Genomic DNA, 23,292 nt, shown 5'->3' with positions numbered 1-23,292 from the left:
GGCTTTTTCGTTGTCTAAAGAATGGCTTTAGTCGGCCTTGCGGCCCGGGCCCTTCTGGCTTTTATCAACCGACATGGGCCAGTTGCCCTGGGGGTTGTTGCGGGGCTTGTTGGTGTTGGCGGTACGCTGCTCGTTTACGTTGCCGCCGGGCGTGTTGCCCTTAATCTGGTTGCCCGATACGGTAATGGGGTTCTGGTTGGCGTTCTGGGTGATGGTGCTCTTGCTGCCCAGCACACCCGACTCAACAGAAGCAGGAGTATCGGTAGAATTGGGAGTATTTATCGCATCGGGGCCCATGGGCGTACCTGCGTCCTTTTTATGCTCGTCAGGAGTATTATTTTGTTTCTTAGACATGGCAGTAGGGTCAGAGGGAAAGGCTGACATGGGTTTTTACCTTATCCCCCGGATTTTGGTTGCCCCGGCCATACGGCCACCTTGCAGAGCTACCTGGCCGACAACAGAAAAGCGGTAAAAGCATCGACAGCCTTTACCGCTTTTCTGTTATGCTATAACTGCGACTCCCCTACTCCACATTAGCCACGGCCGACATGGGCACCACCTTCACCAGCTCGGCAAACTGGGCTTCGCGGGCTTCCACTTCTTCCGCGGTCAGGTTGAGCAGGCGCTCGGTGCCGAACTTCTCCACGCAGAACGAGGCCATGGCCGAGCCGTGAATTACGGCGCGCTTCATATTTTCGAAGCTGATGTCGTCGGTAGCCGCCAGGTGGCCGATGAAGCCGCCCGCAAAGGTGTCGCCGGCGCCGGTGGGGTCAAACACGTCTTCCAGCGGCAGGGCCGGCGCGTAGAACACCTTGTTCTTGTGGAACAGCAGGGCGCCGTGCTCGCCCTTCTTGATGATGAGGAACTTGGGGCCCATGCCCAGAATCTTGCGGGCGGCCTTCACCAGCGAGTACTCGCCGGACAGCTGCCGCGCTTCCTCGTCGTTGATGCTGAGCACGTCCACCATCTCGATGGTGGTCAGCAGCTCGTCCAGGGCAATGTCCATCCAGAAGTTCATGGTGTCCATCACAATGAGCTTGGGGCGGTTCACCAGGCGCTGAATCACCAGGCGCTGAATGGCCGGCGTGAGGTTGCCCAGCATCAGGTACTTGCAGTCCTGGTAAGAGTCGGGAATGATGGGGTCGAAGTCGGCCAGCACGTTGAGCTCGGTTACCAGCGTCTCGCGCGAGTTCAGGTCCTTGGAGTACTTGCCCGACCAGAAAAACGACTTTTCGCCCGGCTTAATCTGCAGGCCTTCGGTGTCGACGCCGTGCTCCTGCAGCAGCAGGATGTCGGACTGCGGGAAGTCGTCGCCCACCACGGCCACCAGCTTCACCGGCTTGAGAGAGTAGGAAGCCGAGAGGCCAATGAAAGTGGCGGCGCCACCGATGATTTTGTCGGTTTTGCCGAAGGGCGTTTCGATGGCGTCGAAGGCGACGGTGCCGATGATAAGCAGGCTCATTGGGGTAAGTTTCTGGTTACGGGTTTCTATTTTCGGGTAGCGCCGGGGCCGATTCATCACCAGCCCCGCAGGCGCAACAATGCTAACTAACAAAAAAAGTCCCCGGAAAACTATCCGGGGACTTTTTCAGTGGGTAAATAATGGGGCTCGAACCCACGACCTTCGGAATCACAATCCGACGCTCTAACCAGCTGAGCTATATCTACCGTGTGGTGATTTGTGGGGCAAAGATACAACGCAAACCGTTTTTTGCAAGAAAAAATTATTGAAAACCCGGTAGGGCGGACTCTACGAGTCCGCCCGTGAACGAGTTCCAACCGATGCTTGACCACCCAGCTAAACGCGGACTCGCAGAGTCCGCGCTACATACCGCCGTACCTTTGCTGTCCTATGTCTGACACCCCCACCCCAGCTGGCTTCGAGCAATTCAAGCTAAACAAACAACTCCTTACCGCCGTGGCCGAGGCCGGTTTTACCGAGCCTACGCCCGTGCAGGAGCAAACCATACCGCTGCTGCTGGCCGGGCACGACGTGCTGGGCATTGCCCAGACCGGCACCGGCAAAACCGCTGCTTTCGGCCTGCCGCTGCTTATGAAGGTGAAGTACGCCCAGGGCCAGCACCCGCGGGCCCTCATCCTGGCGCCCACCCGCGAGCTGGCCATTCAGATTGAAAGCCACCTCAAGAAGCTGGCCACGCACACCGACCTGCGCATCTTCGCCATCTACGGCGGGCTGGGGCCCAAAACCCAGATTGAAACCATTGCCCAGGGCCTGGACATCCTCATTGCCACGCCGGGCCGCCTCATGGAAATCTACCTGAAAGGAGATTTGGTGCTGAAGGAGCTGAAAACCCTGGTGCTGGACGAGGCCGACAAGATGATGGACATGGGCTTTATGCCCCAGATTCGTAAGATTCTCGAAATCATCCCGCGCAAGCGGCAGAACGTGCTGTTCTCGGCCACCATGCCCGAGCGCGTAACGCGCCTGAGCGAGGAGTTCCTGGAGTTTCCGGTGCGGGTAGAGGTGACGCCCCCGGCCCGCCCGGCCCAGACCGTGAGCCAGTACCTGTACCAGGTGCCCAACCTGCACACCAAAATCAACCTGCTGCACTTCCTGCTGCACCGCGACGCCGAGCAGTTTACCCGGGTGCTTATCTTCTGCCGCACCAAGGAGCACGCCGACCAGGTGGCCCACTTCCTCGACCGCAAGGCGCCGGTGGGCGAGGTGCGCGTCATTCACGGCAACAAGGGCCAGAACGCCCGCCTCAACAGCATGGACGCCTTCCGGGCCGGTGAGGTGCGCTACCTGGTGGCCACCGACGTGGCCGCCCGCGGCATCGACGTGCCCATGGTGAGCCACGTCGTCAACTTCGACGTGCCCCTGATTCACGACGACTACGTGCACCGCATTGGCCGCACCGGCCGCGCCCAGCAGACCGGCGCCGCCATCACCTTCGCCAACGAGGCCGAGATGGTGCACATCAGCGAGATTGAGGCCCTGATTCAGCAGCAGATTGAGCTGCTGCCCGTGCCCGAAGAAGTGGAGGTGATGCCCACGCCCTTCGAAGAGCAGCAAAGCATGAGCCGCGAGCTGGATGAGCGCCGCAAAAAGCTGGACCCCACCTTCAAGGGCGCCTTCCACGAAAAAAAGGAGTGGATTAAGCCCGGCCAGACCATCGACAAGCGCACCGGCCGCGTGTTTGAGGAAGGCAAAAAGAAAAGCCGCAAGGGCGCCAAAGCCAACCCCGGCAAGAAAGGCGCTTCGGCCCCGGGCGTGAAGGCGCTGAAGCGGCGAGGAAGGTAGGTTTTAGGTATTAGGGACTTAGGTCTTAGAATTGTTCTGATGGCGCTATCGCCAAGCTCTGGCTTAGTCGTCAGAACGTCCCTTAACCCTAAGTGGCGTGCCTCCATTGCGAGGCTTGGCCGTCAGAACGGCCCTAAGACCTAAGGCCCTAAAACCTAAGCCCTAGCTAGTGCTTTAGCATATGCCCGAAGCGGATGCTGGCGAAGGTGAAGGCGCAGCCCCAGAATACGGCGCTCCAGAGCATGTGCAGCAGGATGCGCTGCCGGGGCACGCCCAGCAGGGTGGCCACCACGGTGCCCCCGATAGGGCTGAGGATAACCGGCGTGAGGAAGGCAATGCCACCCATGCCGAATTTCTGAAAAATCTTAATGATGTTGCGGGAGCGGCGCGAGAAGATGGGCGCCCGGCGCAGGCGGCGCTGCTTCTGCCGGTGCTGCATCCACACCCGGCCAATGCCGGAGAAGATGAACACGCTGGTCATCATACCGGCCACGGTGAGAACCACGGTGGGCAGAAATGACAAGCCCAGTGAGGCGCCGGCCATGGGGCCGCCTAAAAACTTCACCGTGCTCAGCAGGAACACGGGCACGAACTTAAAGGCTGGGTGGAGCACAGAGTGGAAGGCTGCAGAAATGGGGTGGCAACTAGGTGCGGGGTGGACGCGAAACCAAAGATACCCAATACTGAAACGAAATCAGCCCTCTAATGCGGTTTTAACCGACTGTCTAAATTAAGTTAAAAGTTAAAAGTGAAGAGTTAAAAAACGGGTTGGATTTTTTAACTCTTCACTTTTAACTTTTAACTTTTAACTGACTATTACAGCTTGCTGCCGAAGGCCAGGTCGCCGGCGTCGCCGAGGCCGGGCACGATGTAGGCGTGCTCGTTGAGGCGCTCATCCACCGCGGCCACCCAAAGGGTAGCTTCGGGAATCTCGCGGGCCACGTAGGCCAGCCCCTCGGGCGACGCAATAACGGCGGCAATGTGCACCTGCCGCGGCGTGCCAAAGCGCAGCATGGCCCGGTAGGTCTGCACCAGGCTTTTGCCCGAGGCCAGCATGGGGTCGACGAGGATGAGCACCCGCTCGTCGAGGCTGGGCGCGGAGAGGTAGTCGACCTGCACCTGTACCTGGGCCGTGCCTTCGATGCGGTAGGCGGCCACGAAAGCGCTGGGCGACTGGTCGAAGTAATTCAGAAAGCCCTGGTGAAAGGGCAGGCCGGCCCGCAGCACGGTGGCCAGGATGGGGAAGTCGTGCAGCAGCTTGCCCGAGGTTTCGGCCAGCGGGGTTTGTATCTGCTGGTCGGTGTAGCTGAGCTGGGAGCTGATGCGGTAGGCAATTATTTCGCCCAGACGCTGCAGGTTGCGGCGGAAGCGCAGGGAGTCTTTCTGAATGTCTTTGTCGCGCAGCTCGGCCAGGAAGTGGTTGGCAATGCTGGGCTCGGCGCATACCACGTGCACGTGGGCTAGGGCATCGGCGGAAAGCGGGGCTGCTGGAGCAGCGGCGTCGGAATCGGGCGTGGGCGAAGTAGACATGGCTGCAAAGTAAAGTGCGGGCAAGTGGAAGTGGAGTGAAGATAGGAAGCCGCCGGCGCCCGCCCCTTGCCAAGGCGCGCCTGCGTAGGTTTGTTGCCGGATTGCGCCAACCAGCGGGGAGCGGTTGCGTTATGCTGCTTCTTATGAAAAAACTTCTCTTCCTGAGCTTATCCGCGCTGCTGGCCGCGCCCGTAGCTGCGCAAACCCTACCCGATACCTCCACACCGGTGCCGCTGCCCCCGCCCATGCCGCAGCCCTCGACGGTGCCCCCGCCCATGCAGCCTACCCCCGTGGTAGCCTCGCCCCCGGAAGCGCCCGAAAACCGCGTTGCCGCCACCCAGGGCGCCACCTACGTGCCGCTCGACGCCGACACCTACCGGCTGATTGACCGCTACGCCATCAAGTACGGTCCCGACTCCCTGAACGACCCACACACCAGCGTGCGGCCCTACAGCCGCGCCGCCGTGGCCCGCCTGGGCGAGCGGATGCAGGCCGGTGGAGGCGCCAGCGCGGCGCCGCTGTCGCGGGCCGACATGTTTAACGCCGAGTACCTGCTGCGCGACAACTGGGCCAACTCGGCCCAGGGCGCGGCTCTCAACGCCAGCAACAAGCCCCTGCTGAAGTACTTCTACCGCAACCAGACCGACCTCTACCACGTGCAGACCAAGGACTTCACCCTGCGGGTGAACCCCGTGCTGCTCTTTCAGGGCGGGCGCGACAACGACATCTCGGGGCTGCGCTACGTGAACACCCGCGGCGTGCAGGTGGAAGGCACCGTAGACCAGCGCCTGGGCTTCTATACCTTTCTTACCGACAACCAGCAGGCCGTGCCGTTCTACGTGCAGAACCGCATTGTGCGCGACACCATCGTGCCGCACGAAGGGTACTGGAAGTTTTTCAAAACCATTGGCGGCAGCCAGTACGACTTCTTTTCGGCCCGGGGCTACGTCACCTACGCCGCCCTGAAGCACGTGAATGTGCAGCTGGGCCACGACCGCAACTTCATCGGCAACGGCTACCGCTCGCTGATTTTGAGCGACTACAGCACGCCCTACTTCTTCCTCAAGCTGAACACGCGGGTGTGGAAGCTCAACTACCAGAACCTGTACACCGAGCTGACGGCCCGCCGCGTGCCCGGCCTCGATACCAAGTACCCGAAAAAGTACATGGCTTTGCACCACCTGAGCCTGGACGTGACGCCCACCCTGAACATCGGCGTGTTTGAGTCGGAGGTGTTTGGCGGCAGCAAGCGCGGCTTCGAAATGCAGTACCTCAACCCGATTATCTTCTACCGGGCCATTGAGCAGCAGCTGGGCTCGGCCGACAACGCCATTCTGGGCCTGGACTTTAAGTGGAACATCAAGCGCACGGCCCAGCTCTACGGGCAGCTGGTGCTGGACGAGTTCAAGCTGAGCGAGATGCGGGCCGGCAACGGCTGGTGGGGCAACAAGCAGGCCTTTCAGCTGGGCGCCAAGTACATCGACGTGGCGGGCATTCGCAACCTCGACTTGCAGCTCGAATACAACTACATCCGCCCCTTCACCTACCAGCACAGCAACGCCTACACCAGCTACACCCACTTCAACCAGCCCCTGGCCCACCCCCTGGGCGCCAACCTCACCGAGCTGGTGGGCGTGCTCAGCTACCAGCCCCTGCCCCGCCTCACCCTGGTGGGCAAAGCCTTTTACACGGTACAGGGCCTGGATTTCTACGACACCCGCGGCAACTTCCAGAACTACGGCTCCAACCCGCTGGTATCGTACGACATTCTTCCCCTCAACCCCGATGGGCAGCCCCGCTTTTACGGCTACAAAACCGGCGACGGCCTGAAAAGCCGCCTGCTGCACGCCGACTTCACCGCCACCTACCAGCCCCGCCTCAACCTGTTCGTGGATGCCAAGCTGATTGCCCGGCAGCAGAGCATCGAGGGCGGCGTTCCAAGCTACTACGGGGCGACGTCGGGCAACGAAATCTTCGCCTCCCTGGCACTGCGCTGGAACATCGCCCAGCGCCTGCATGGGTTTTGATTTTTTGAGCTGTTAGCTTATTGCTGGCAGCCGTTAGCTGTTCTGCTACCAGCTATGTCCGCAACCAAGCTGTTATACCGCCCAGTCCTATTGGCAATGGAGCAAAAATTCGAGCTGCGTCTGTTGAGCCTGCAGTGGCTGGAGACGCTGCCGGCCGAAGAGGACCTGTGCGCGCATGGCCAGGTAGCGGCTCGGCTTGGTGGCTGCGTGCTTTCCGACGAGCAGAACAGCTGGACGGTAAGCGCCGCCGCGCTGTTCCTGTTGCGCACCCTCACCGCCGACCACACCCCCGAGCACCCCGTAGGGGAACAGCTCCTGCCCTGTTGCGGCCACACCATGTGGCCCAACGAAACAAGCGAAGACGTGTTGGTGCTGGGCTGTCCCAACGGCGCTGATTGGTGGGTGCAGCACCACCAAAAGCAGGTGCAGCTGACGGCCCCTGGGGGTAAAAGTGTCCTCATTCCATTCGACGCCTACCGAACGCAAGTGCTTGATTTTGTGGACCAGGTAGAAGCCTTTTACCAGCGTATCGCACCCAAGAAAGCACCCGCCGATGCAGTAGATGCTCGTGGCTATGAACTGTTCTGGGCCGAATGGCACCGCCGCCGGCAGCAGTGGTCCCGCTAGCACCATTAACAGGTACCCTCTGGCCTCGATGCGGGATGAGTAATGCTGACAGCGTGCAAATCTACCCTTTGACTAAACGACGGTGGTCCTGCTCTGGCTAGCAACAATAGGACCGCGGTTACCTTCGTTGCAGGGCTCGTTGCCCTTCCCGCCCCGGCTCGCTCGCGGCGGCTTCGCGCGGTCGTCGACCTTCCTTCGCTACATAAAGCCCTTCCTCCTTGCCTGTGCCCTGTTCTTCTGGGGGTGTTCTTCGCCCAGAGGGGACAAGGCGGGCGCCTCCTGCGGCCCGAAAACGGGGCTCGGCAACCCACTGGTGCGGGCACAGGTTGCCGAGTATTGCCGGGCGTACCCTTTCGACCCCCAAGAAGTCATGATTCAAGTATCGGTGCGCACGGTAGACGAGGCCAACGAGTACTGGATAGCCGGCACCATCAACCCGCCGGACTCGATGTACGCCTACTTGGCCACCGATGTCATCGCCGGCCATCTGGTCGTGTTGTGCGAGGAGAAACCGGGCCGGTGCCCAGGCCGGTTGGCCCTGCACGAGGTGCAGCGGCGAATCCGGGAAAGGGGCGTGCGGTTGCGCGATAGGTTCTGGTTATTCGAAGCCCCCCAATGCGTCCTGCTACTGAACAAGGGCAACGGGGACCTAGTGAGCAAAAGATGTCATTAAACAGCCCTACGGGTGGTTTCGGATGCCAATTAGACTCCCCTGCTGGCGCGCGTCTCTGACGCGTGACCACCGGTTTCGCGTCTGCGACGCGACGGGAAAGGGCTTGAAAAGCACGGACAATTCGCGTCGCAGACGCGGTGCCGGTCAGCACGCGTCAGAGACGCGCGCTAGCAGGTAGCAGGGATAGTAGGGCTATTGCCAAGTTTCGAAAATCCTGAGGCGGCTTGGGCTGTGACGCCCTACAGCCAGCTTAGCTGGTAATACGCAGTACGCTGCCAGTCTGAGCGACGGTGTAGCGGCGCAGCGGAGCAGAAGCCGGGCCCATGGTGGCGGCGCCGCTGCTGCTGAACTGCGAGCCGTGCAAAGGGCAGGTAAAGCCGTTGGTATTGGTATCGAACCGAACCGTAGCGCCCTGGTGGGTGCAGGCCGCCGACAGCGCGATGTAGCTGCCGCTGGTGGTTTTGGCCACGATTACGCGGCCGTCGGCACCATAGACGTAGCCAAACGCCGGGTCGTTGAGCCGGGCATTGGCGGGGTCGTTCAGGTCGATGGTGAAGTCGACGCTGTTGTTGGTGGGGCTGGGGCCGGGCCCCGGGGCGGGGTCTTCTTTTTTGCTGGCGCAGCCGCCGAGGCAGCCGCTCAGCACCATGGCGGCGCCAAACCCAAAGAGGTGGAGGAATTCCTGACGTTTCATAGGAAAAGGGGATAGTCTGCCCGAGCTACGGTGCGGCAGCTACTTCCGGATTCGGAAGGCCGCGCCGAATGGTTGCCTGGGCGGGCTCTGTAGCCGGGGCGTACTTTTGTAGCTCCTATGAAAATTTACCTCCGCATTCTGCAGTATGCCCGGCCCTTCGCGGCCTTTCTGCCGCAGTACCTGCTGTATACCGTGCTGACCATCTTCTTCAGCATCGGCAACTTTACGCTCATTATTCCGCTGCTGCGGGTGCTGTTCGACAAGACCGACAAGGTGCCCATGCGGGCCCCGGAGCAGCTGCCGGCGTTCAAGCCCACCATTGAGTGGGTGACGCAGACGTTCAACTACTTCTTCGCCGACGTGCTCACCGACCACGGCAAGATGGGCGCCCTGGCGTTTGTGTGCGGCGTGGTGGTGGCCTCGGTGCTGCTCAGCAACGTGTTTCGCTACCTCAGCCTGCGCCTGCTGGCCAAGGTGCGGGCCCGCGTTATCCGCAACCTGCGGCGCGACCTCTACCACCGCATCATTGGCCTGCAGCTGGGCTTTTTCGCCGGCGAGCGCAAGGGCGACCTCATGTCGCGCTTCACCTCCGACGTGCAGGAAGTGGAAACCTCCGTGGTGAACACCATGACGGCCGTCATCAAGGAGCCGCTCACCATCGTTGCCTACTTCCTGGTGCTGTTTCACATCTCGGTGCCGCTCACGCTGTTTACGCTGGTGCTGCTGCCTATTTCGGGCGGCATCATCGCCACCATCGCCAAGCGCCTGCGCACCCAGGCCAAGCAAAGCCAGAGCACACTGGGCTCCATGCTGTCGGTGATTGACGAGACCCTGGGCGGCATCCGGGTGGTGAAGGCGTTTAATGCCCAGGACTACATCAAGGGCAAGTTTGAGGAGCAGAACGACCAGTACGCCCGCACCTCGCGCAGCATCGACAACACCCGCGACCTGGCGTCGCCGTTTTCGGAGTTTGCGGGCGTGTCGGTGGTGGCCGGCCTGCTCTACTTCGGCGGCACCCTCATCCTGGGCGGCAACTCGGCCCTGGATGGCGAGACGTTTATCGGCTACGTCATCCTGTTCTCGCAGGTGCTCACGCCGGCCAAGGCCCTGTCGTCGTCGTTCGGCAACATTCAGCGCGGCCTGGTGGCCGGGGGCCGGGTGCTGAGCATCATCGACACCGAGCCGGCCATCCGCGACCTGCCCGACGCGAAGGTGCTGCCGCCGTTTGAGCGCGAGATTGAGTTCCGCAACCTGGCGTTCAGCTACGGCGACTCGCCCGTGCTGCACGACATCAACCTGCGCATCCGCAAGGGTAGCACCGTGGCGCTGGTGGGCCCCTCCGGCGGCGGCAAAAGCACCCTGGCCGACCTGCTGCCCCGCTTCTACGACCCCAGCCAGGGCCAGATTCTCATCGACGGACTCGACCTGCGCAGCTGCACCATTCACTCCGTGCGCGACCAGATGGGCATCGTGACCCAGGAAAGCATACTCTTCAACGACACCATCTTCAACAACATCCGCTTCAACACCCAGGCTACGGAGGAAGAGGTGATGGAAGCTGCCAAAATCGCCAACGCCCACGAGTTTATCGTGGCCAGCCCCGAAGGCTACCAGACCATGATTGGCGACCGGGGCTCGCGGCTCTCCGGCGGGCAGCGGCAGCGCCTGAGCATTGCCCGCGCCATTCTGCGCAACCCGCCCATCCTCATCCTCGACGAAGCCACCTCGGCCCTGGACACCGAAAGCGAAAAGCTGGTGCAGGAAGCCCTGCAGCGCCTGATGCAGAACCGCACCTCCCTGGTCATCGCCCACCGCCTGAGCACCGTGCAGCACGCCGACGAGATTGTGGTGCTGCAGCGCGGCCGCATCGTGGAGCGCGGCACCCACGACGAGCTGCTGCGGCGCGAGGGCGGCGTGTACCAGCGCCTGAGCACCATGCAAACCAACGCGGCGCTGGTGTAGTATTGTGTTATTAGTTGTCCGTTGTTCGTTGTCAGTTGTCAGTTCGTTCTGATAAGGCTGACTTCAGAACAACCCTGACAACTGCCAACTGAAAACTGACAACTAACTTCAAAAGCCATGCTCGCTCTCAAACGCATTGTCACCGTCGCAGTGATGGTGTACCTGCTGCTCTCCCTGCTGTTTATCCTTAGCCCGGCCGTGCGCTCCTCCATTATGGGGCTGGGCGACGGGCTGTCGAACCTGGCCCAGGAGCGGCAGTTCTTCTACACCATGTTCGTGATTGGCGCGGTCATTCTGGCCCTGCACCTGCTCACCGAGAATATGGACAGCGCCATGCTGCGTCGCAACGTGAGCCAGCACGAAGGCAAGATAAACGAGCTGAAGGCCAAGCTCTACGACCTGCAGCAGCGCACCGGCCAGCCCCTGGGCACCAACCCGATACGGGAAACCGGCACCACCACCTACCCGCCCCACGACCCCAACTGGCCCTCTCCCACCCCGCCGCCCGCCGAGCGCCCGGTGTAGTTGTCTAGTTGTCAGTTGTTCGTTGTCAGTTGTCAGCTCGTTCTGATGGCTGCTTTATCAGAACAATCCTGACAGCTGACAACCAACAACTGACAACTAAATACCCAGAACAGCGTGCCCGAAATCCCCCCGCTTACCGACCTTATCCACGCCGAGCTGAGCGAAGCCCGCCGCGTGCTCGATGCCTTCCTGAGCGATTCTGCTAATGTGAGCCGCATTGCCCAGGCCGCCGAGCTGATGGCCGCCAGCCTGCGCCAAGGCGGCAAAATCCTGAGCTGCGGCAACGGCGGCAGCCTCTGCGACGCCCAACACTTTGCCGAGGAGCTTACCGGCCGCTACCGGCAGGACCGCCCCGCCCTGGCGGCCATCGCCCTCACCGAGGCGTCCCACATGAGCTGCGTGGCCAACGACTACGGCTACGACTACGTGTTCAGCCGCTACGTGCAGGCCCTGGGCCGGCCCGGCGACGTGCTGCTGGCCATCAGCACCAGCGGCAACTCGCCCAACATCCTGAAGGCTGCCGAAGCCGCCCGCGCCGCCGGCGTATCGGTGGTGTCGCTCACCGGCAAAGACGGCGGGCAGCTGGCCGCCCTGAGCGACGTGGAAATCCGCGTGCCCCACTTCGGCTTCGCCGACCGCATCCAGGAAATCCACATCAAGGTGATTCACTCGCTGATTCTGCTGATTGAGAAGCTGAGCTGATGACCCGGGTCGGCCTGAAGCAATGATAGAAGACGAGCTTAGCACTTCGCCGCGAACCTAGTATAATTGCCTTATTATTATAAGGACACTTCTACCCGGTCTTCCTTCTTATGCTTACCAAAACCTTCGGCTCGGCCGTGCAGGGCGTCAATGCCTACACCATTACCATTGAAGTGGTGGTATCGGCTGGCACCAACTTTTTTGTGGTGGGCCTGCCCGACAACGCCATCAAGGAAAGCCAGCAGCGCATTGAGGCGGCGCTCAAGTTCCGCGGCTACCGCATGCCGCGCACCAAAACTGTGGTGAACATGGCGCCGGCCGACATCCGCAAGGAGGGCGCGGCCTACGACCTGCCCATTGCCCTGGGCATTCTGCACGCCTCCCAGCAGCTGAACACCGACGAGCTGGGCAATTACATCATCATGGGCGAGATGGCCCTCGACGGCGTGCTGCGCCCCGTGCGCGGGGTGCTGCCCATTGCCATTCAGGCCCGCAAGGAAGGCTTCAAGGGCATTGTGCTGCCCAAAGCCAACGCCGAGGAAGCCGCCATCGTCAACAACCTCGACGTGATACCGGTCGAGAGCATGCAGGAGGCCATCGACTTCTTCGAGGGCCGCTTACAAATCCAGCCCACCCGGGTAGACACCCGCGACCTGTTTCAGCAGGCGGTGAACAAGTACGCAGCCGACTTTGCCGACGTGCAGGGGCAGGAAAACATTAAGCGGGCCCTGGAGATTGCGGCTGCCGGCGGCCACAACGTGATAATGATAGGCCCACCCGGCGCGGGCAAAACCATGCTGGCCAAGCGCCTGCCCAGCATCCTGCCCCCGCTGAGCATGCAGGAGGCCCTGGAAACCACCAAGATTCACTCCGTGGCCGGCAAGCTCGCCAGCGGCGGCCTGCTCAGCTCCCGCCCGTTCCGGGCCCCGCACCATACCATTTCCGACGTGGCCCTGGTGGGCGGGGGCGGCAACCCCCAACCCGGCGAAATCTCGCTTTCCCACAACGGCGTGCTGTTTCTCGACGAGCTGCCCGAGTTTAAGCGCACCGTGCTGGAGGTGATGCGCCAGCCCCTGGAGGAACGGCGCGTGACCATCTCCCGGGCCAAGGTCAGCATTGAGTTTCCGGCCAACTTCATGTTGATAGCCAGCATGAACCCGTGTCCCTGCGGGTTTTATAACCACCCGGAGAAGGAGTGCGTCTGCGGCCCCGGCGTGGTGCAAAAGTACCTGAACAAAGTGAGCGGCCCGCTGCTCGACCGCATCGACCTGCACGTGGAGGTGACGCCCGTAACCTTCGACCAGATGACGGAAACGCGCAAGGCCGAAAGCAGCGCCGACATTCAGCCCCGCGTCGACCGGGCCCGGCAGGTGCAGGCGGCCCGCTTCCACGACTACGCCGACATTCACTCCAACGCCATGATGCCACCGCAGATGGTGAAGGACATCTGCGACATAAGCGAAGCCGGCCGCGCCCTGTTGAAAACGGCCATGGAGCGCCTGGGCCTCTCGGCCCGCGCCTACGACCGGATTCTGAAAGTGGCCCGCACCATTGCCGACCTGGCCGGCGCCGAGGACATCCAGATTCAGCACCTGTCCGAAGCCATTCAGTACCGCAGCCTCGACCGCGAGGGCTGGGCCGGCTGATGTGCTGATTTTTTGATTTGCTAATGTGCTGGGAATGGGCTTTCGCACTCTGCGTCCTCTGCGCAAACTTCCGCGCCCTCTGCGGGAGATGATATCAGAACATCGGGAGATGACCCCATAACATCGGAAGATATCGTCGGAACGAACCGTACTTTTGCCCCAGACCAACGCTGCCGCTTCCCGTGTATAAATCCCTCCTCAAGCCGCTGCTGTTTAACCTGGACGCCGAGCGGGCCCATCACCTGGTATTCGACAACCTGCGCCGGATGAGTGCGCTGCCGGGCGGCAAGGCCCTGCTCAGCAGCCTCTACAACTACCAGCACCCGGCCCTGGCACGGGAGGTTTTCGGCCTGAAGTTTCCCAACCCCGTAGGCCTGGCCGCCGGGCTCGACAAGAATGCGGTGCTGACCGACGAGCTGGCTACGCTGGGCTTTGGCTTCGTGGAGATTGGCACCGTGACGCCGCGCCCCCAGACGGGCAACCCCACCCCGCGCCTGTTCCGCCTGCCCCAGGACGGGGCCCTGCTCAACCGCATGGGCTTCAACAACGACGGCGCCGAAGCCGTGGCCCGGCGCCTGGCCCAGCGTAAAAACCGTCAGCTGCTCATCGGCGGCAACATCGGCAAAAACAAGGACACCCCCAACGAGCAGGCCGCCGCCGACTACGTGGCTTGCTTCGAGGCCCTGAAAGAGGTAGTCGACTACTTCGTAGTCAACGTGTCGTCGCCGAACACGCCCAACCTGCGGCAGCTGCAGGAGAAAAAGCCGCTGATTGAGCTGCTGCAACAAGTACAGGCCCGCAACCTGGCCCGGGCCACGCCACGCCCGCTATTGCTCAAAATTGCGCCCGACCTGACGGACTCCCAGCTCGACGACATCCTGGAAATAGCCCGCGAAACCAAGCTCAGCGGCCTGGTGGCCACCAACACCACCATTGCCCGCAGCGGCCTCCGCACCGACGCCGGCCAGGTGAGCAGCCTGGGTGCCGGCGGCCTCAGCGGCCGCCCCCTGCGGGCCCGGGCCACCGAAGTGGTGCGCTACCTGCACCGCCACTCCGACGGCAGCCTGCCCATTGTGGGCGCGGGCGGCATCCACTCGGCTGCCGATGCCCTGGAAAAGCTGGCCGCCGGCGCCTCCCTGGTACAGCTCTACACCGGCTTCGTGTACGAAGGCCCCGGCCTGATAAGGCAGATAAACCAGGCGCTGGTTAAGGAGCAGTTAGCAGTTAACAGTCAGCAGTTAACAGGTAATAGTTAACCAAGTGTGGTGTAGTGCCAGGTACCGAAGGTCAGCGCCGCGTATGCCCCGTAGGGGTTCCCGCTTGCACTACTACCCGAACAAGGCCAGGGATATTGCTCTGCCCTTCTTTGCCGCCACAACCAAAAAGCTGTGCCACGACCACAGGTTAGCCCATTGCTCACTGTTAACTGCTCACTGTTAACTGCTCACTGCTAGCTGCTCACTGCTAGCTGCTCACTGTTAACTATTAACTGCTCACTGTTAGCTGCCAACCGTCCTTTCCGCACCCGGGCCTGCCACCAGAAAATGGCGGGCACGCCCAGCAGCGTGGGCCACAAAAAGTTGAAGGGAAACGGAATAAACGTCAGGCTGGTGGCCGAAAAGGCCGATACGGCGGCGATGTAGGAGGCCAGAAAGCCGGAAATGTGGTTGTGCAGCCACTGAGCCGGGGCCCAGGAGCCGGCCCGCCGAAAGCCGAGCAGCTGCCGGCTGGTCGTTAGAATACCCAGGCCACCAAACACAGCCGCCGGTACGTTGCCCTGCCGCAGCCCATAGGCGGTAGTGCCCAGAAACACCAGCAGCCCCAGGCCCGCGCTTAGCCAGTCGATAAGTGGGGCCCGCCCGCCCTGGCTTAGCTGCTTGAGATACAGGGAACGGTAGCCGAAGACCGCCATGTAGAGGCTGAAGATGCCCGTAAGCAGCAAAAACGCGCTGTGAATGTGGACGGCGCCGGCCAGCGACGTGAGGCCGGCAACCACCATGGCCCAGAAAAACACCTGGCCCCAGAGCCGGTGCGCAGGCCCGCCCTTGCGCACGGCCAGGGCCAGGGGCGCCACAAAAAATCCAATGAAGCCTGCTGTGATATGCAGCCAGCGGTTGAGCAGGAAAAACGTTTCCATAGTATTGTAATGAAGAGGATGGCCAAATATGGCAGGCTCCTGGCCAGCATCCTTCATTTTCTTCCCCAAACGCCAGGCATAGCGGCTGAATCCGCAAAAAGAGCAGCCAGGGCGGGGCCGCGCTACAGCTTCACGCCGGCTTTGAACTCGATGACGTCGGCGGCGCCCCGGTGAATCTTCAGGTCGACAGCCCCGAACAGCTGCTCGGTAAAGTGATACTTCAGGCCCAGCCGCTCGTAGTAGGGTGTGTTCGACTTGTAGGGCGCATACACGTAAAAGCCCAGGTGCGACACAAAGGCCAGCCGGCCGAACAGCAGCTCGTGGCCTACGAATACGCCGGCTTTTTTCACGTCGGGCTGCTTCACGCCGGCCCGGGTAGTGTCCTGCAGGGTGGCCTTCAGCGACCGGTCGTAGAAGCCTTCCACGCCCGCCAGCAGGTTGGACTTGCGGTTGACGCGCCGGCCGATGGCCGCCGTGACGGAGTTGACCAGGTACTTGTTCAGGTCGCTCTCGTTGCGCTGCACGAAGCCAATGCTGGTGCTCAGGCTATAGAAGTTCTGCCCCACATCCTCCGGCTTGGGCGCGTTTGGGTTGATGGTGAGGGCCGGGCGCTGCTGGTGGTAGTTCAGGCCCAGCACCACGGTGGGCAGGTTCACGCCGAAGTTGGGCCGCGTCGTGGCCCCGTTGGAATAGTGGTTGAGCGCCAGCCCTACCAGCAGGCCCAACTGGGGCGTGAGGGCGTAGTCGTACTCCAGCCGCATCTGCAGCGTAGCGTTGATGGCCGAGCTGTTGATGGTGTTCTTGTGGTTGGCCTGCTGGCTGTAGGGGTTGGTGAGGTAAGCCAGGCCGGCCCCTACGCGGAAGCTGACATCGTGGCGCGTGGTGCGCCAGAAGGACTTACTCAGGTAGGGGCTGATGGCGAAGGCACTTCCCAGCGTGGGGTTGTGAAAATCGTAATACACCAGGGCCAGCCCGGCCTTGGGGTATTTATACCAGCCGTGCCAGGGTGCTGCGCCCGTGGTCTGGCGCTGCAGGTTCAGCTCGAAGCCGGTGGGGTGTGAGTCGGCCAGGTGCCGGATGGCGTTGGTGTGGGGAATGATAAAGCTGGCCTGCCCGTAGGCACCCAGCACCAGCGGTGAACGACGGGCCGCCGCCGAATCGGCCTGCTGCGCCGCTACCGGCCGGGCAGTCAGCATCAGCGACATCCAACATAACCCGCTTACCTGCAGACGTGCGAGCAGCGATGCTCCCATAGTTAAAGCTCAAGTGTATTATCAAAAATACAACTCAACCGCAGCCCCCGCAGCAGAATCCGGCAAAAAGGTGGGCGCATGACTTGCCGGGCGCCCGTTCTTTTTTAAGAAGTGCCGCCACCGTGGCCTTATCGGCAGCGGCTACTGACGGAGGCCCTGCTCGGCGTGCCTTGCAGCGCGCCTTTGATTTACCCACGCGCAGCCCTTGCTTAGTTTAAAAATTTATTAAAAAAACACATAAGACGCAACCTTCTGCACCTACTGTACGGTAAACTGCCCCGAATCTGCTAACCACCCTTTTTAGCTCATAACCGAATAAAGTCGGTTCATTTTTCCCTAACTATCCATCCCATGAAAAAGACTGCATTACTTGGCTTAGCTCTTCTGAGCTTTTCTGCCGCCCAAGCCCAGGATTCGGGCGGCCTCCGCATCGGGGTAAAAGCCGGTGCCACCTATTCCAACATTTCCGGCGACAATGTAGGCCAGATTACCGGCCCTAACTACAGCAGCAGCCTGGGCTCCTACAAGCTGGGCTACAACGTGGGCGTAGGCACCAGCTTCCCCATCACCGACGACGGCTTCTTCTCCATTGCGCCGGAGCTGCTTTACAACCGCAAGGGCTACGAAATCAAGTCGACCCAGAAAAGCGTGAGCGGCAACGTAGCCAAAGTGGAAGTAGAGCAGCAGCGCGTGCTGCACTACCTCGACCTGCCCATTCTGGCCCGCATCAATGCCGGCGGTCTGTTCTTCGAGTTTGGCCCGCAGTTTAGCTACCTCTTCGGCTCGAAGACCAAGCAGCAGATGACCACCAAGTACACCAACGGTGAAAAAGACAAGGTAGAAACCAGCACCGGCTACCTCGACTACACCGGCGTAACCCGCGGCGATGCCGACAAGTCGGACCTGGCCCAGTTTGATATCGGCGGCGTGGCCGGCCTGGGCTACCAGACCGAAGGCGGCCTGAGCATTGGCCTGCGCTATGCCCGTGGCTTCAACTCGCTTATCGACAGCAAGAACACCGACAACGAGCCCAAGGCATTCAACAATGCGTTCACGCTGCAGGTAGGCTACCTGCTGCCGCTGGGCCGCTAAGCACCTCGACCCGGCCTGGGTCACCAGATTAAGAATTACCTGTGAAAGCCTGGCTTACTGCTTAGTAAGCCAGGCTTTGCTGTGAGATGCCGGCTGCCTTCTCTTGGGGACGGCTCCGCCCCTGCAACCAGGCACCGGCTCGGGCAGTATGGGCACAGTAGGGCGCGGGCAAACGCACTGCTCACCGGCCCTGGCTTTCCTGTACCTCTTTACGCTTCTCCATCCTTTCCATGAAAAAGGCCCTCTATTCTCTCGGTTTGCTCCTGGCCGTAGCCGGCACCGCTAAAGCCCAAACCACAACCTTTGGCGTAAAAGCCGGTGCCAGCTTGTCGTCGGTATCGGGCGACAACACCGAGAATGTCAAAAGCATCATTGGCTTCGTCGGGGGCGTAGCCGCCAACTTCGGCTTTTCCGACCTGCTGTCGCTGCAGCCAGAGCTGCTGTACTCCATGAAAGGCAGCAAGTTCGAATCTGCCGGGCTCAAAGCAGAGGGACGTACCAGCTACCTCGACATACCCGTGCTGCTAAAAGCAAATGCCGACGGGCCCTTTTTTGAGCTGGGCCCCCAGGTTGGCTTCCTGCTTTCGCAGAAAACCACCAAGGAAAGCAACGGCAGAACCACTACTTCTACCGATACCGAAGGCACCCGCCAGGTTGACTTCGGCTATGTGGTCGGCTTGGGCTACCAGCTCGAGAGCGGCTTGGGCATTGGCTTGCGTTACAATGGGGGCATCCCCGACCTGAGCGACCCTTCCGAGCCCGGACAGAAGCAGCGCAACTCGGTGTTTCAGCTGCAGCTGGGCTACATGTTCGGCGGAAAGTAAGCGGCCTTATCCCGCAAAAGCCCGGCTTCTTCAACGGCCGGGCTATAGTACACAGGCCAGCGTGCGATGCCAGGCGGTAGCTAGTCAGTAGCCTTTTAGAGGCCAACTCGTATACAGCTGCCATATCGTTCAACCACCCACTCTATGAAAACGACTCTTCTCTCTCTGGCGCTGGTAGCGGGTACCGCGGCCGCTCAGGCCCAGGGCATCTCCCTGGGCGTCAAGGCCGGGCCTTCCTATACCAACCTGATTGGCAACGACGCCAAAAACTCCCAATACAAGTGGGGCTTTCACGGCGGGGTAATGGCCGACATCGGCTTTGCCGAAAGCCTGTCGCTGCACCCCGAGCTGCTGTACTCTATGAAAGGCCGCGAAATTGAGCAGACAGCCAACGACCGCAACCTAAAGCTTAATTACCTCGATATTCCCGTCATGCTCCGCTACAAAGCCGACGGCCTCTACTTTGAAGCCGGCCCGCAGCTGAGCGTGCTGCTCTCGGGCAAGGCCGGAGACGTGGACTACACCAATGAATTCAAGCGGACGGTGTTTGGCTATGGCGTAGGGCTGGGCTATACCATGGAAAGCGGCGTTTCGCTGGGCCTGCGCTACAGCAACGACTTCAACAACATCATCAAGGTAAACGGCTTCCAGGTGCCGGGCGAGCAGAACGTAAAAAACAACGTCTTCACGCTGTCGGTCGGCTATTCCTTTGGCGACAACGACTAAGCGGGCCGCGTACTCTTCCCTGTTCTACTCTATGAAAAAAACTTTGTTCACCCTCGCCCTGCTGGCTGGCCTGGGTAGCGCGGCACAAGCCCAGCGCAACTACTACGGCAGCCCGGCTTTTGGGGGCCTGAAGGCCGGCGGCAGCTTTTCCAACCTCGACGGCAACTCAGTGTCGGGCTACCGCGGCATTTACGGCTTTCACCTCGGGGCCGTGGTCAACGTGGCCCTCAACAAAACCTTCAGCCTGCAGCCCGAGCTGCTGTACTCGCAGAAGGGCGGTAAGGTAACCATTTACACCGGCGAGGTAGCCACCAACCGCTACCACTACCTCGACCTGCCCGTGGCCCTGCGCGGCCAGCTGTCCAACTTCTTCGCGGAAGTGGGCCCCCAGCTTAGCATGCTGCTGGCCGCCCGCGAAACCCTGGGCGGTAATGCCACCAAAATAACCAGCGACTACGCTCTGCTCGACCTGGGCTACGTGCTTGGCGTAGGCTATCAGCCCCAGACCGGGCTCGGGGCGGGGCTGCGCTTCAATGCGCCCTTTGCTTCCAGCGCCAAAGCCATTGAGACGCCCTCGGGCAATGCCAAGTACAAAGACGACATCAAGCACAGCGTGGTGCAGGTTTACGTTAGCTACATGCTGAAAAACACCCGCTAGCCCGCTCAGTAGGTTCGGCAACAAGCCCGGCTTCTGCACAGAAGCCGGGCTTGTTTTTGCCCGGCAGCGTAGGCCGTTTCGGCCCACAGCCTGTGCTGTCTTTGGCCGGACAGTAGCGTTGGGAATGTGGTAATGCCCGTAACTTCGCTGCCTATACCTATTACCGCATGAAAAAGATTTTACTGCCTTTGGCTTTGATGCTGGGCTTGAGTGAGGCCGCCCAGGCCCAGGGCAATGTGGCGCTTGGCCTGAAGGCCGGGGGCTCCTACTCCACCTTCGATGGCCAGGACGCCACCAATGCCAAAAGCCGCTTCGGGTTTCACGCTGGTGTATTTGCCAACATTAGCCTGAGCGACCTGATTGCCGTTCAGCCCGAGCTGGTGTTCTCGCAGAAGGGCGCGAAATACTCGACCACCGACGCCCTCGACCGCCTTAACTACCTGGATATCCCCTTGTCTTTTCACCTCAACGTGAGCGGCCTGTTTTTTGAAGCCGGCCCGCAGGTTGGCGTGCTGCTGGGGGCCAGCCGCGAGACCGGAAGTGTCAGCGTAAACACCAAAGAGCGTTACAACGACTTCGACTTTGGTTACCTGGCAGGCCTGGGCTACCAGCGCAAAAGCGGCCCCGGCATTGGCCTGCGCTACAACGGCGGCTTTACCAACGTGGTGCAATCCACCACGGCTGGCAGTGTTACCACTCAGCCCCGCATCCGAAACAGCGTGTTCCAGCTGTACCTGACTTATTCCTTTGGTAGACGCTAGCCGGTAGCCTGACCATAAAAAGCCCGGTTTCCTCGCGGAAGCCGGGCTTTTTGGCTTGATTTGCAGCGGTCTTTCTCATCTGTTCTTTTTATGCACCGCCTGCTTCTGCCGCTTGCCTGCTTTCTCCTGCTGACGGGTGCGCGGCCCGCAACCGCCCAGCACCAGCGCTCCGACCGCGCCGGCTTCCGCTTGGGGGGAAGCGTGGCTCAGTACCGCGGGGAAGATGCCGATGCCGGCGGCAGCTCCCGCCTGGGCTTGTGCGGTGGCCTCGTGCTGCACCTGCCCGTGAGCAAAGCGCTGTCGGTGCAGCCCGAGTTTCTGTTTTCACAAAAAGGCGCCAGCGACCAGCCGTTTGCCCTCAGCTCCACCCTGACCGCCAGGGGCAGCCAGCGCCTTACCTATGTCGAGCTGCCGCTGTTGGTTAAGCTGCGCAGCCAGGTGGGCCCCTTTATTGAGCTCGGACCGGCGCTGGGCTACCTGCTCAGCGCCAGCGCCGACTATACCGCGCCCAACGGCCAAAGCGCCACCGCCGACAATGCGCGCAATTTTAAGCGGTTCGACTGGAGCCTGGCGGCGGGCCTGGGGTATCAGGGGGCAAAGGGGCTGCTGCTGGGCCTGCGCTACCACGGCGGCCTGTCGTCGGTATTTACGGCGGGCTCTTATCGGGGCGTCGGCGGCGAAGCCCGCATCTACAACCAGGCTTTTCAAGTGTACGCCGGCTACATTTTCTTTGGCCGGCCCCAGGCGGAGTTTCCAGAATAAAGCCCCGCTCTTATTCAAGAGCGGGGCTTTGCTTAACAACCAACCGGGTGGCGCTTACTGGGCTGCCGCATAGTTGCGGTAGAAGTGCGGGATGGTTTCGATGCCTTTGAGGAAGTTGAACACGCCGTAGTGCTCGTTGGGCGAGTGGATGGCGTCGGAGTCGAGGCCGAAGCCCAGCAGCACCGAGTCCAGGCCCAGCTCGCTCTTGAACATGGCCACGATGGGAATGGAGCCACCGCCGCGCGTGGGCACCGGGCGCTTGCCGAAGGTGGTTTCCATGGCGTCGGCCGCCGCTTTGTAGGCCACCGAGTCGGTGGGCGTCACCACGGGCTCGCCGCCGTGGTGGGGCATCACCTTCACCGTAACGCCGGCCGGGGCAATGCTCATAAAGTGCTGCTGGAACAGCTCGCTGATTTCCTCGCTGGTCTGGTGGGGCACCAGGCGCATGGAGATTTTGGCGAAGGCCTTGGAGGCAATAACCGTTTTGGCGCCCTCGCCGGTGTAGCCGCCCCAGATGCCATTCACGTCGAGCGTGGGCCGGATAGACACGCGCTCCATGCTGGAGTAGCCTTTCTCGCCGGCCGAGGCGGGCAGGCCGATGCTTTGCTTAAACTCCTCCTCGTCGAACGGCGCCTTGGCCATCTCGGCGCGCTCCTCGGCCGAGAGCTCGTCCACGTTGTCGTAGAAGCCGGGGATGGTGATGTGGCCGTTTTCGTCGTGCAGGCTGGCAATCATGGCGCACAGGGCGTTGATGGGGTTTTGCACGGCGCCGCCGTACAGGCCCGAGTGCAGGTCGCGGTTGGGGCCGGTCACTTCCACCTCGTGGTAGCTGAGGCCGCGCAGGCCCACTTCAATGCTGGGCACGTCGTTGGCGATGATGCCGGTGTCGGAAATCAGGATGACGTCGGCCTTGAGCTTTTCCTTGTTGCCGCGCACGAAGATGCCCAGGTTGTTGGAGCCGATTTCCTCCTCGCCCTCGAACATGAACTTGATGTTGCAGGGCACGCCGCCCTGGCCGTCGCGCATCATCATCTCAAAGGCCTTCACGTGCATGTACACCTGGCCTTTGTCGTCGCAGGCGCCGCGGGCGTAGATGTTGCCATCTTTAATCACGGGGTCGAAGGGCGGCGAAGTCCACAGCTCGTAGGGGTCGGCGGGCTGCACGTCGTAGTGTCCGTACACCAGCACGGTGGGCTTGCTGGCGTCGATGATGTAGTCGCCGTACACGATGGGGTTGCCGGCGGTTTCGCAGAGCTCCACGTTTTGCACGCCGGCTTCTTCGAGGCGGGTTTTGAGGTACTCGGCGGCCCGCAGCACGTCGGTATGAAACTTAGGGTCGGCCGATACGGACGGGATGCGGAGCCAGTCCATCAGCTCTTCGAGGAAGCGGGTTTGGTGTTCAGCGAGGTAAGTAGCCATGCGAAGCAG

Annotated in this window: 23 protein-coding genes and 1 tRNA gene; 15 read left to right on the top strand and 9 right to left on the bottom strand. The window is 61.4% G+C overall.

Translation table 11 applies throughout. The annotated features are described in order from the left end of the window. Positions 1–27: 27 nt before the first annotated feature. From ABD919_RS18025 to ABD919_RS18015, 3 genes are all read right to left on the bottom strand, one after another. Positions 28–354, bottom strand: coding sequence for a hypothetical protein (locus tag ABD919_RS18025; protein WP_345237444.1), 327 nt, complete (start codon positions 352–354; stop codon positions 28–30). A 169-nt stretch (positions 355–523) separates the two neighbouring features. Continuing rightward, positions 524–1,462 (bottom strand): PfkB family carbohydrate kinase, encoded by a 939-nt coding sequence (locus tag ABD919_RS18020; RefSeq protein ID WP_345237443.1) that lies wholly within the window; start codon positions 1,460–1,462, stop codon positions 524–526. Between the two features lie 132 nt (positions 1,463–1,594). Further along, positions 1,595–1,668 (bottom strand) — tRNA-His (locus ABD919_RS18015). A gap of 184 nt (positions 1,669–1,852) precedes the next feature. Between ABD919_RS18015 and ABD919_RS18010 the strand changes: the two genes are divergently transcribed. Continuing rightward, positions 1,853–3,265 carry a DEAD/DEAH box helicase gene (locus tag ABD919_RS18010; RefSeq protein ID WP_345237442.1) on the top strand — a complete coding sequence of 471 codons (1,413 nt, stop codon included), beginning with the start codon at positions 1,853–1,855 and terminating at the stop codon, positions 3,263–3,265. Positions 3,266–3,431: 166 nt separating this feature from the next. Here ABD919_RS18010 and ABD919_RS18005 read toward each other — a convergent pair whose 3' ends face one another. Both ABD919_RS18005 and upp read right to left on the bottom strand, forming a co-directional pair. Then, the gene (locus ABD919_RS18005; RefSeq protein ID WP_345237441.1) at positions 3,432–3,878 is read right to left on the bottom strand and encodes a hypothetical protein; all 447 of its coding nucleotides are present in this window, start codon (positions 3,876–3,878) and stop codon (positions 3,432–3,434) included. Between the two features lie 203 nt (positions 3,879–4,081). Next, a complete protein-coding gene (gene upp / locus ABD919_RS18000) occupies positions 4,082–4,795 on the bottom strand; it encodes a uracil phosphoribosyltransferase (protein WP_345237440.1) in 714 nt (237 codons plus the stop codon). Positions 4,796–4,938: 143 nt separating this feature from the next. Here upp and ABD919_RS17995 point away from each other — a divergent pair, with 143 nt between their 5' ends. From ABD919_RS17995 to ABD919_RS17985, 3 genes are all read left to right on the top strand, one after another. Next, positions 4,939–6,822: a capsule assembly Wzi family protein gene (locus ABD919_RS17995; RefSeq protein ID WP_345237439.1), complete on the top strand. Its 1,884-nt coding sequence runs from the start codon at positions 4,939–4,941 to the stop codon at positions 6,820–6,822. 96 nt (positions 6,823–6,918) lie between these two features. Beyond that, positions 6,919–7,449 carry a hypothetical protein gene (locus ABD919_RS17990; protein ID WP_345237438.1) on the top strand — a complete coding sequence of 177 codons (531 nt, stop codon included), beginning with the start codon at positions 6,919–6,921 and terminating at the stop codon, positions 7,447–7,449. Between the two features lie 370 nt (positions 7,450–7,819). Beyond that, on the top strand, positions 7,820–8,122 hold the full coding sequence (locus tag ABD919_RS17985; protein WP_345237437.1) for a hypothetical protein: 303 nt from the start codon (positions 7,820–7,822) through the stop codon (positions 8,120–8,122). A 250-nt stretch (positions 8,123–8,372) separates the two neighbouring features. On the opposite strand, the gene ABD919_RS17980 is transcribed toward ABD919_RS17985, so the two are convergent. Continuing rightward, positions 8,373–8,816, bottom strand: coding sequence for a QcrA and Rieske domain-containing protein (locus ABD919_RS17980; RefSeq protein ID WP_345237436.1), 444 nt, complete (start codon positions 8,814–8,816; stop codon positions 8,373–8,375). A 117-nt stretch (positions 8,817–8,933) separates the two neighbouring features. Between ABD919_RS17980 and ABD919_RS17975 the strand changes: the two genes are divergently transcribed. From ABD919_RS17975 to ABD919_RS17955, 5 genes are all read left to right on the top strand, one after another. Then, positions 8,934–10,778 (top strand): ABC transporter ATP-binding protein, encoded by a 1,845-nt coding sequence (locus ABD919_RS17975; protein ID WP_345237435.1) that lies wholly within the window; start codon positions 8,934–8,936, stop codon positions 10,776–10,778. 117 nt (positions 10,779–10,895) lie between these two features. Further along, complete coding sequence (locus tag ABD919_RS17970; RefSeq protein ID WP_345237434.1) at positions 10,896–11,303, top strand: hypothetical protein; 408 nt, start codon at positions 10,896–10,898, stop codon at positions 11,301–11,303. Between the two features lie 123 nt (positions 11,304–11,426). Next, entirely contained in the window at positions 11,427–12,005 is a 579-nt protein-coding gene (gene lpcA, locus ABD919_RS17965) for a D-sedoheptulose 7-phosphate isomerase (RefSeq protein WP_345237463.1), read from the top strand. A 110-nt stretch (positions 12,006–12,115) separates the two neighbouring features. Beyond that, a complete protein-coding gene (locus tag ABD919_RS17960; RefSeq protein ID WP_345237433.1) occupies positions 12,116–13,651 on the top strand; it encodes a YifB family Mg chelatase-like AAA ATPase in 1,536 nt (511 codons plus the stop codon). 182 nt (positions 13,652–13,833) lie between these two features. Continuing rightward, positions 13,834–14,907, top strand: a complete 1,074-nt coding sequence (locus tag ABD919_RS17955; protein ID WP_345237432.1) for a quinone-dependent dihydroorotate dehydrogenase — start codon at positions 13,834–13,836, stop codon at positions 14,905–14,907. Positions 14,908–15,101: 194 nt separating this feature from the next. On the opposite strand, the gene ABD919_RS17950 is transcribed toward ABD919_RS17955, so the two are convergent. Both ABD919_RS17950 and ABD919_RS17945 read right to left on the bottom strand, forming a co-directional pair. Then, positions 15,102–15,788 (bottom strand): DUF2306 domain-containing protein, encoded by a 687-nt coding sequence (locus ABD919_RS17950; protein ID WP_345237431.1) that lies wholly within the window; start codon positions 15,786–15,788, stop codon positions 15,102–15,104. 122 nt (positions 15,789–15,910) lie between these two features. Continuing rightward, complete coding sequence (locus ABD919_RS17945; protein WP_345237430.1) at positions 15,911–17,041, bottom strand: acyloxyacyl hydrolase; 1,131 nt, start codon at positions 17,039–17,041, stop codon at positions 15,911–15,913. A 351-nt stretch (positions 17,042–17,392) separates the two neighbouring features. On the opposite strand from ABD919_RS17945, the gene ABD919_RS17940 reads away from it, so the two are divergent. The 6 genes from ABD919_RS17940 (at position 17,393) to ABD919_RS17915 (ending at position 21,864) form a co-directional block, all read left to right on the top strand. Continuing rightward, a complete protein-coding gene (locus tag ABD919_RS17940) occupies positions 17,393–18,133 on the top strand; it encodes a porin family protein (protein WP_345237429.1) in 741 nt (246 codons plus the stop codon). Between the two features lie 230 nt (positions 18,134–18,363). Continuing rightward, positions 18,364–18,957 (top strand): porin family protein, encoded by a 594-nt coding sequence (locus ABD919_RS17935; RefSeq protein ID WP_345237428.1) that lies wholly within the window; start codon positions 18,364–18,366, stop codon positions 18,955–18,957. Between the two features lie 144 nt (positions 18,958–19,101). Beyond that, complete coding sequence (locus ABD919_RS17930; protein WP_345237427.1) at positions 19,102–19,683, top strand: porin family protein; 582 nt, start codon at positions 19,102–19,104, stop codon at positions 19,681–19,683. Positions 19,684–19,714: 31 nt separating this feature from the next. Further along, entirely contained in the window at positions 19,715–20,341 is a 627-nt protein-coding gene (locus ABD919_RS17925) for a porin family protein (RefSeq protein ID WP_345237426.1), read from the top strand. A gap of 167 nt (positions 20,342–20,508) precedes the next feature. Further along, entirely contained in the window at positions 20,509–21,102 is a 594-nt protein-coding gene (locus tag ABD919_RS17920) for a porin family protein (RefSeq protein ID WP_345237425.1), read from the top strand. Positions 21,103–21,192: 90 nt separating this feature from the next. Further along, positions 21,193–21,864, top strand: coding sequence for a porin family protein (locus ABD919_RS17915; RefSeq protein WP_345237424.1), 672 nt, complete (start codon positions 21,193–21,195; stop codon positions 21,862–21,864). Between the two features lie 54 nt (positions 21,865–21,918). Here ABD919_RS17915 and ABD919_RS17910 read toward each other — a convergent pair whose 3' ends face one another. After that, positions 21,919–23,283, bottom strand: a complete 1,365-nt coding sequence (locus ABD919_RS17910; protein ID WP_345237423.1) for a dipeptidase — start codon at positions 23,281–23,283, stop codon at positions 21,919–21,921. Positions 23,284–23,292: the final 9 nt, after the last annotated feature.

Source organism: Hymenobacter saemangeumensis (genome assembly GCF_039541835.1).
Lineage (GTDB): Bacteria > Bacteroidota > Bacteroidia > Cytophagales > Hymenobacteraceae > Hymenobacter > Hymenobacter saemangeumensis.
Note: the sequence above shows the minus strand (reverse complement) of the source record. Positions and strands in the feature narration are given on the sequence as shown.

Bases quoted from the DNA above. Each gene is read 5' to 3' on its own strand.
- ABD919_RS17990 (WP_345237438.1), top strand. From the start codon at position 6,919: ATGGAGCAAAAATTCGAGCTGCGTCTGTTGAGCCTGCAGTGGCTGGAG.
- ABD919_RS18025 (WP_345237444.1), bottom strand. From the start codon at position 354: ATGTCTAAGAAACAAAATAATACTCCTGACGAGCATAAAAAGGACGCA.
- ABD919_RS17950 (WP_345237431.1), bottom strand. From the start codon at position 15,788: ATGGAAACGTTTTTCCTGCTCAACCGCTGGCTGCATATCACAGCAGGC.
- ABD919_RS17995 (WP_345237439.1), top strand. From the start codon at position 4,939: ATGAAAAAACTTCTCTTCCTGAGCTTATCCGCGCTGCTGGCCGCGCCC.
- ABD919_RS17975 (WP_345237435.1), top strand. From the start codon at position 8,934: ATGAAAATTTACCTCCGCATTCTGCAGTATGCCCGGCCCTTCGCGGCC.
- ABD919_RS17925 (WP_345237426.1), top strand. From the start codon at position 19,715: ATGAAAAAAACTTTGTTCACCCTCGCCCTGCTGGCTGGCCTGGGTAGC.
- ABD919_RS17960 (WP_345237433.1), top strand. From the start codon at position 12,116: ATGCTTACCAAAACCTTCGGCTCGGCCGTGCAGGGCGTCAATGCCTAC.
- ABD919_RS17915 (WP_345237424.1), top strand. From the start codon at position 21,193: ATGCACCGCCTGCTTCTGCCGCTTGCCTGCTTTCTCCTGCTGACGGGT.
- ABD919_RS17985 (WP_345237437.1), top strand. From the start codon at position 7,820: ATGATTCAAGTATCGGTGCGCACGGTAGACGAGGCCAACGAGTACTGG.
- ABD919_RS17930 (WP_345237427.1), top strand. From the start codon at position 19,102: ATGAAAACGACTCTTCTCTCTCTGGCGCTGGTAGCGGGTACCGCGGCC.
- ABD919_RS17980 (WP_345237436.1), bottom strand. From the start codon at position 8,816: ATGAAACGTCAGGAATTCCTCCACCTCTTTGGGTTTGGCGCCGCCATG.
- ABD919_RS17970 (WP_345237434.1), top strand. From the start codon at position 10,896: ATGCTCGCTCTCAAACGCATTGTCACCGTCGCAGTGATGGTGTACCTG.
- upp (WP_345237440.1), bottom strand. From the start codon at position 4,795: ATGTCTACTTCGCCCACGCCCGATTCCGACGCCGCTGCTCCAGCAGCC.
- ABD919_RS18010 (WP_345237442.1), top strand. From the start codon at position 1,853: ATGTCTGACACCCCCACCCCAGCTGGCTTCGAGCAATTCAAGCTAAAC.
- ABD919_RS17945 (WP_345237430.1), bottom strand. From the start codon at position 17,041: ATGGGAGCATCGCTGCTCGCACGTCTGCAGGTAAGCGGGTTATGTTGG.
- ABD919_RS17940 (WP_345237429.1), top strand. From the start codon at position 17,393: ATGAAAAAGACTGCATTACTTGGCTTAGCTCTTCTGAGCTTTTCTGCC.
- ABD919_RS17935 (WP_345237428.1), top strand. From the start codon at position 18,364: ATGAAAAAGGCCCTCTATTCTCTCGGTTTGCTCCTGGCCGTAGCCGGC.
- ABD919_RS18020 (WP_345237443.1), bottom strand. From the start codon at position 1,462: ATGAGCCTGCTTATCATCGGCACCGTCGCCTTCGACGCCATCGAAACG.
- ABD919_RS17920 (WP_345237425.1), top strand. From the start codon at position 20,509: ATGAAAAAGATTTTACTGCCTTTGGCTTTGATGCTGGGCTTGAGTGAG.
- ABD919_RS17910 (WP_345237423.1), bottom strand. From the start codon at position 23,283: ATGGCTACTTACCTCGCTGAACACCAAACCCGCTTCCTCGAAGAGCTG.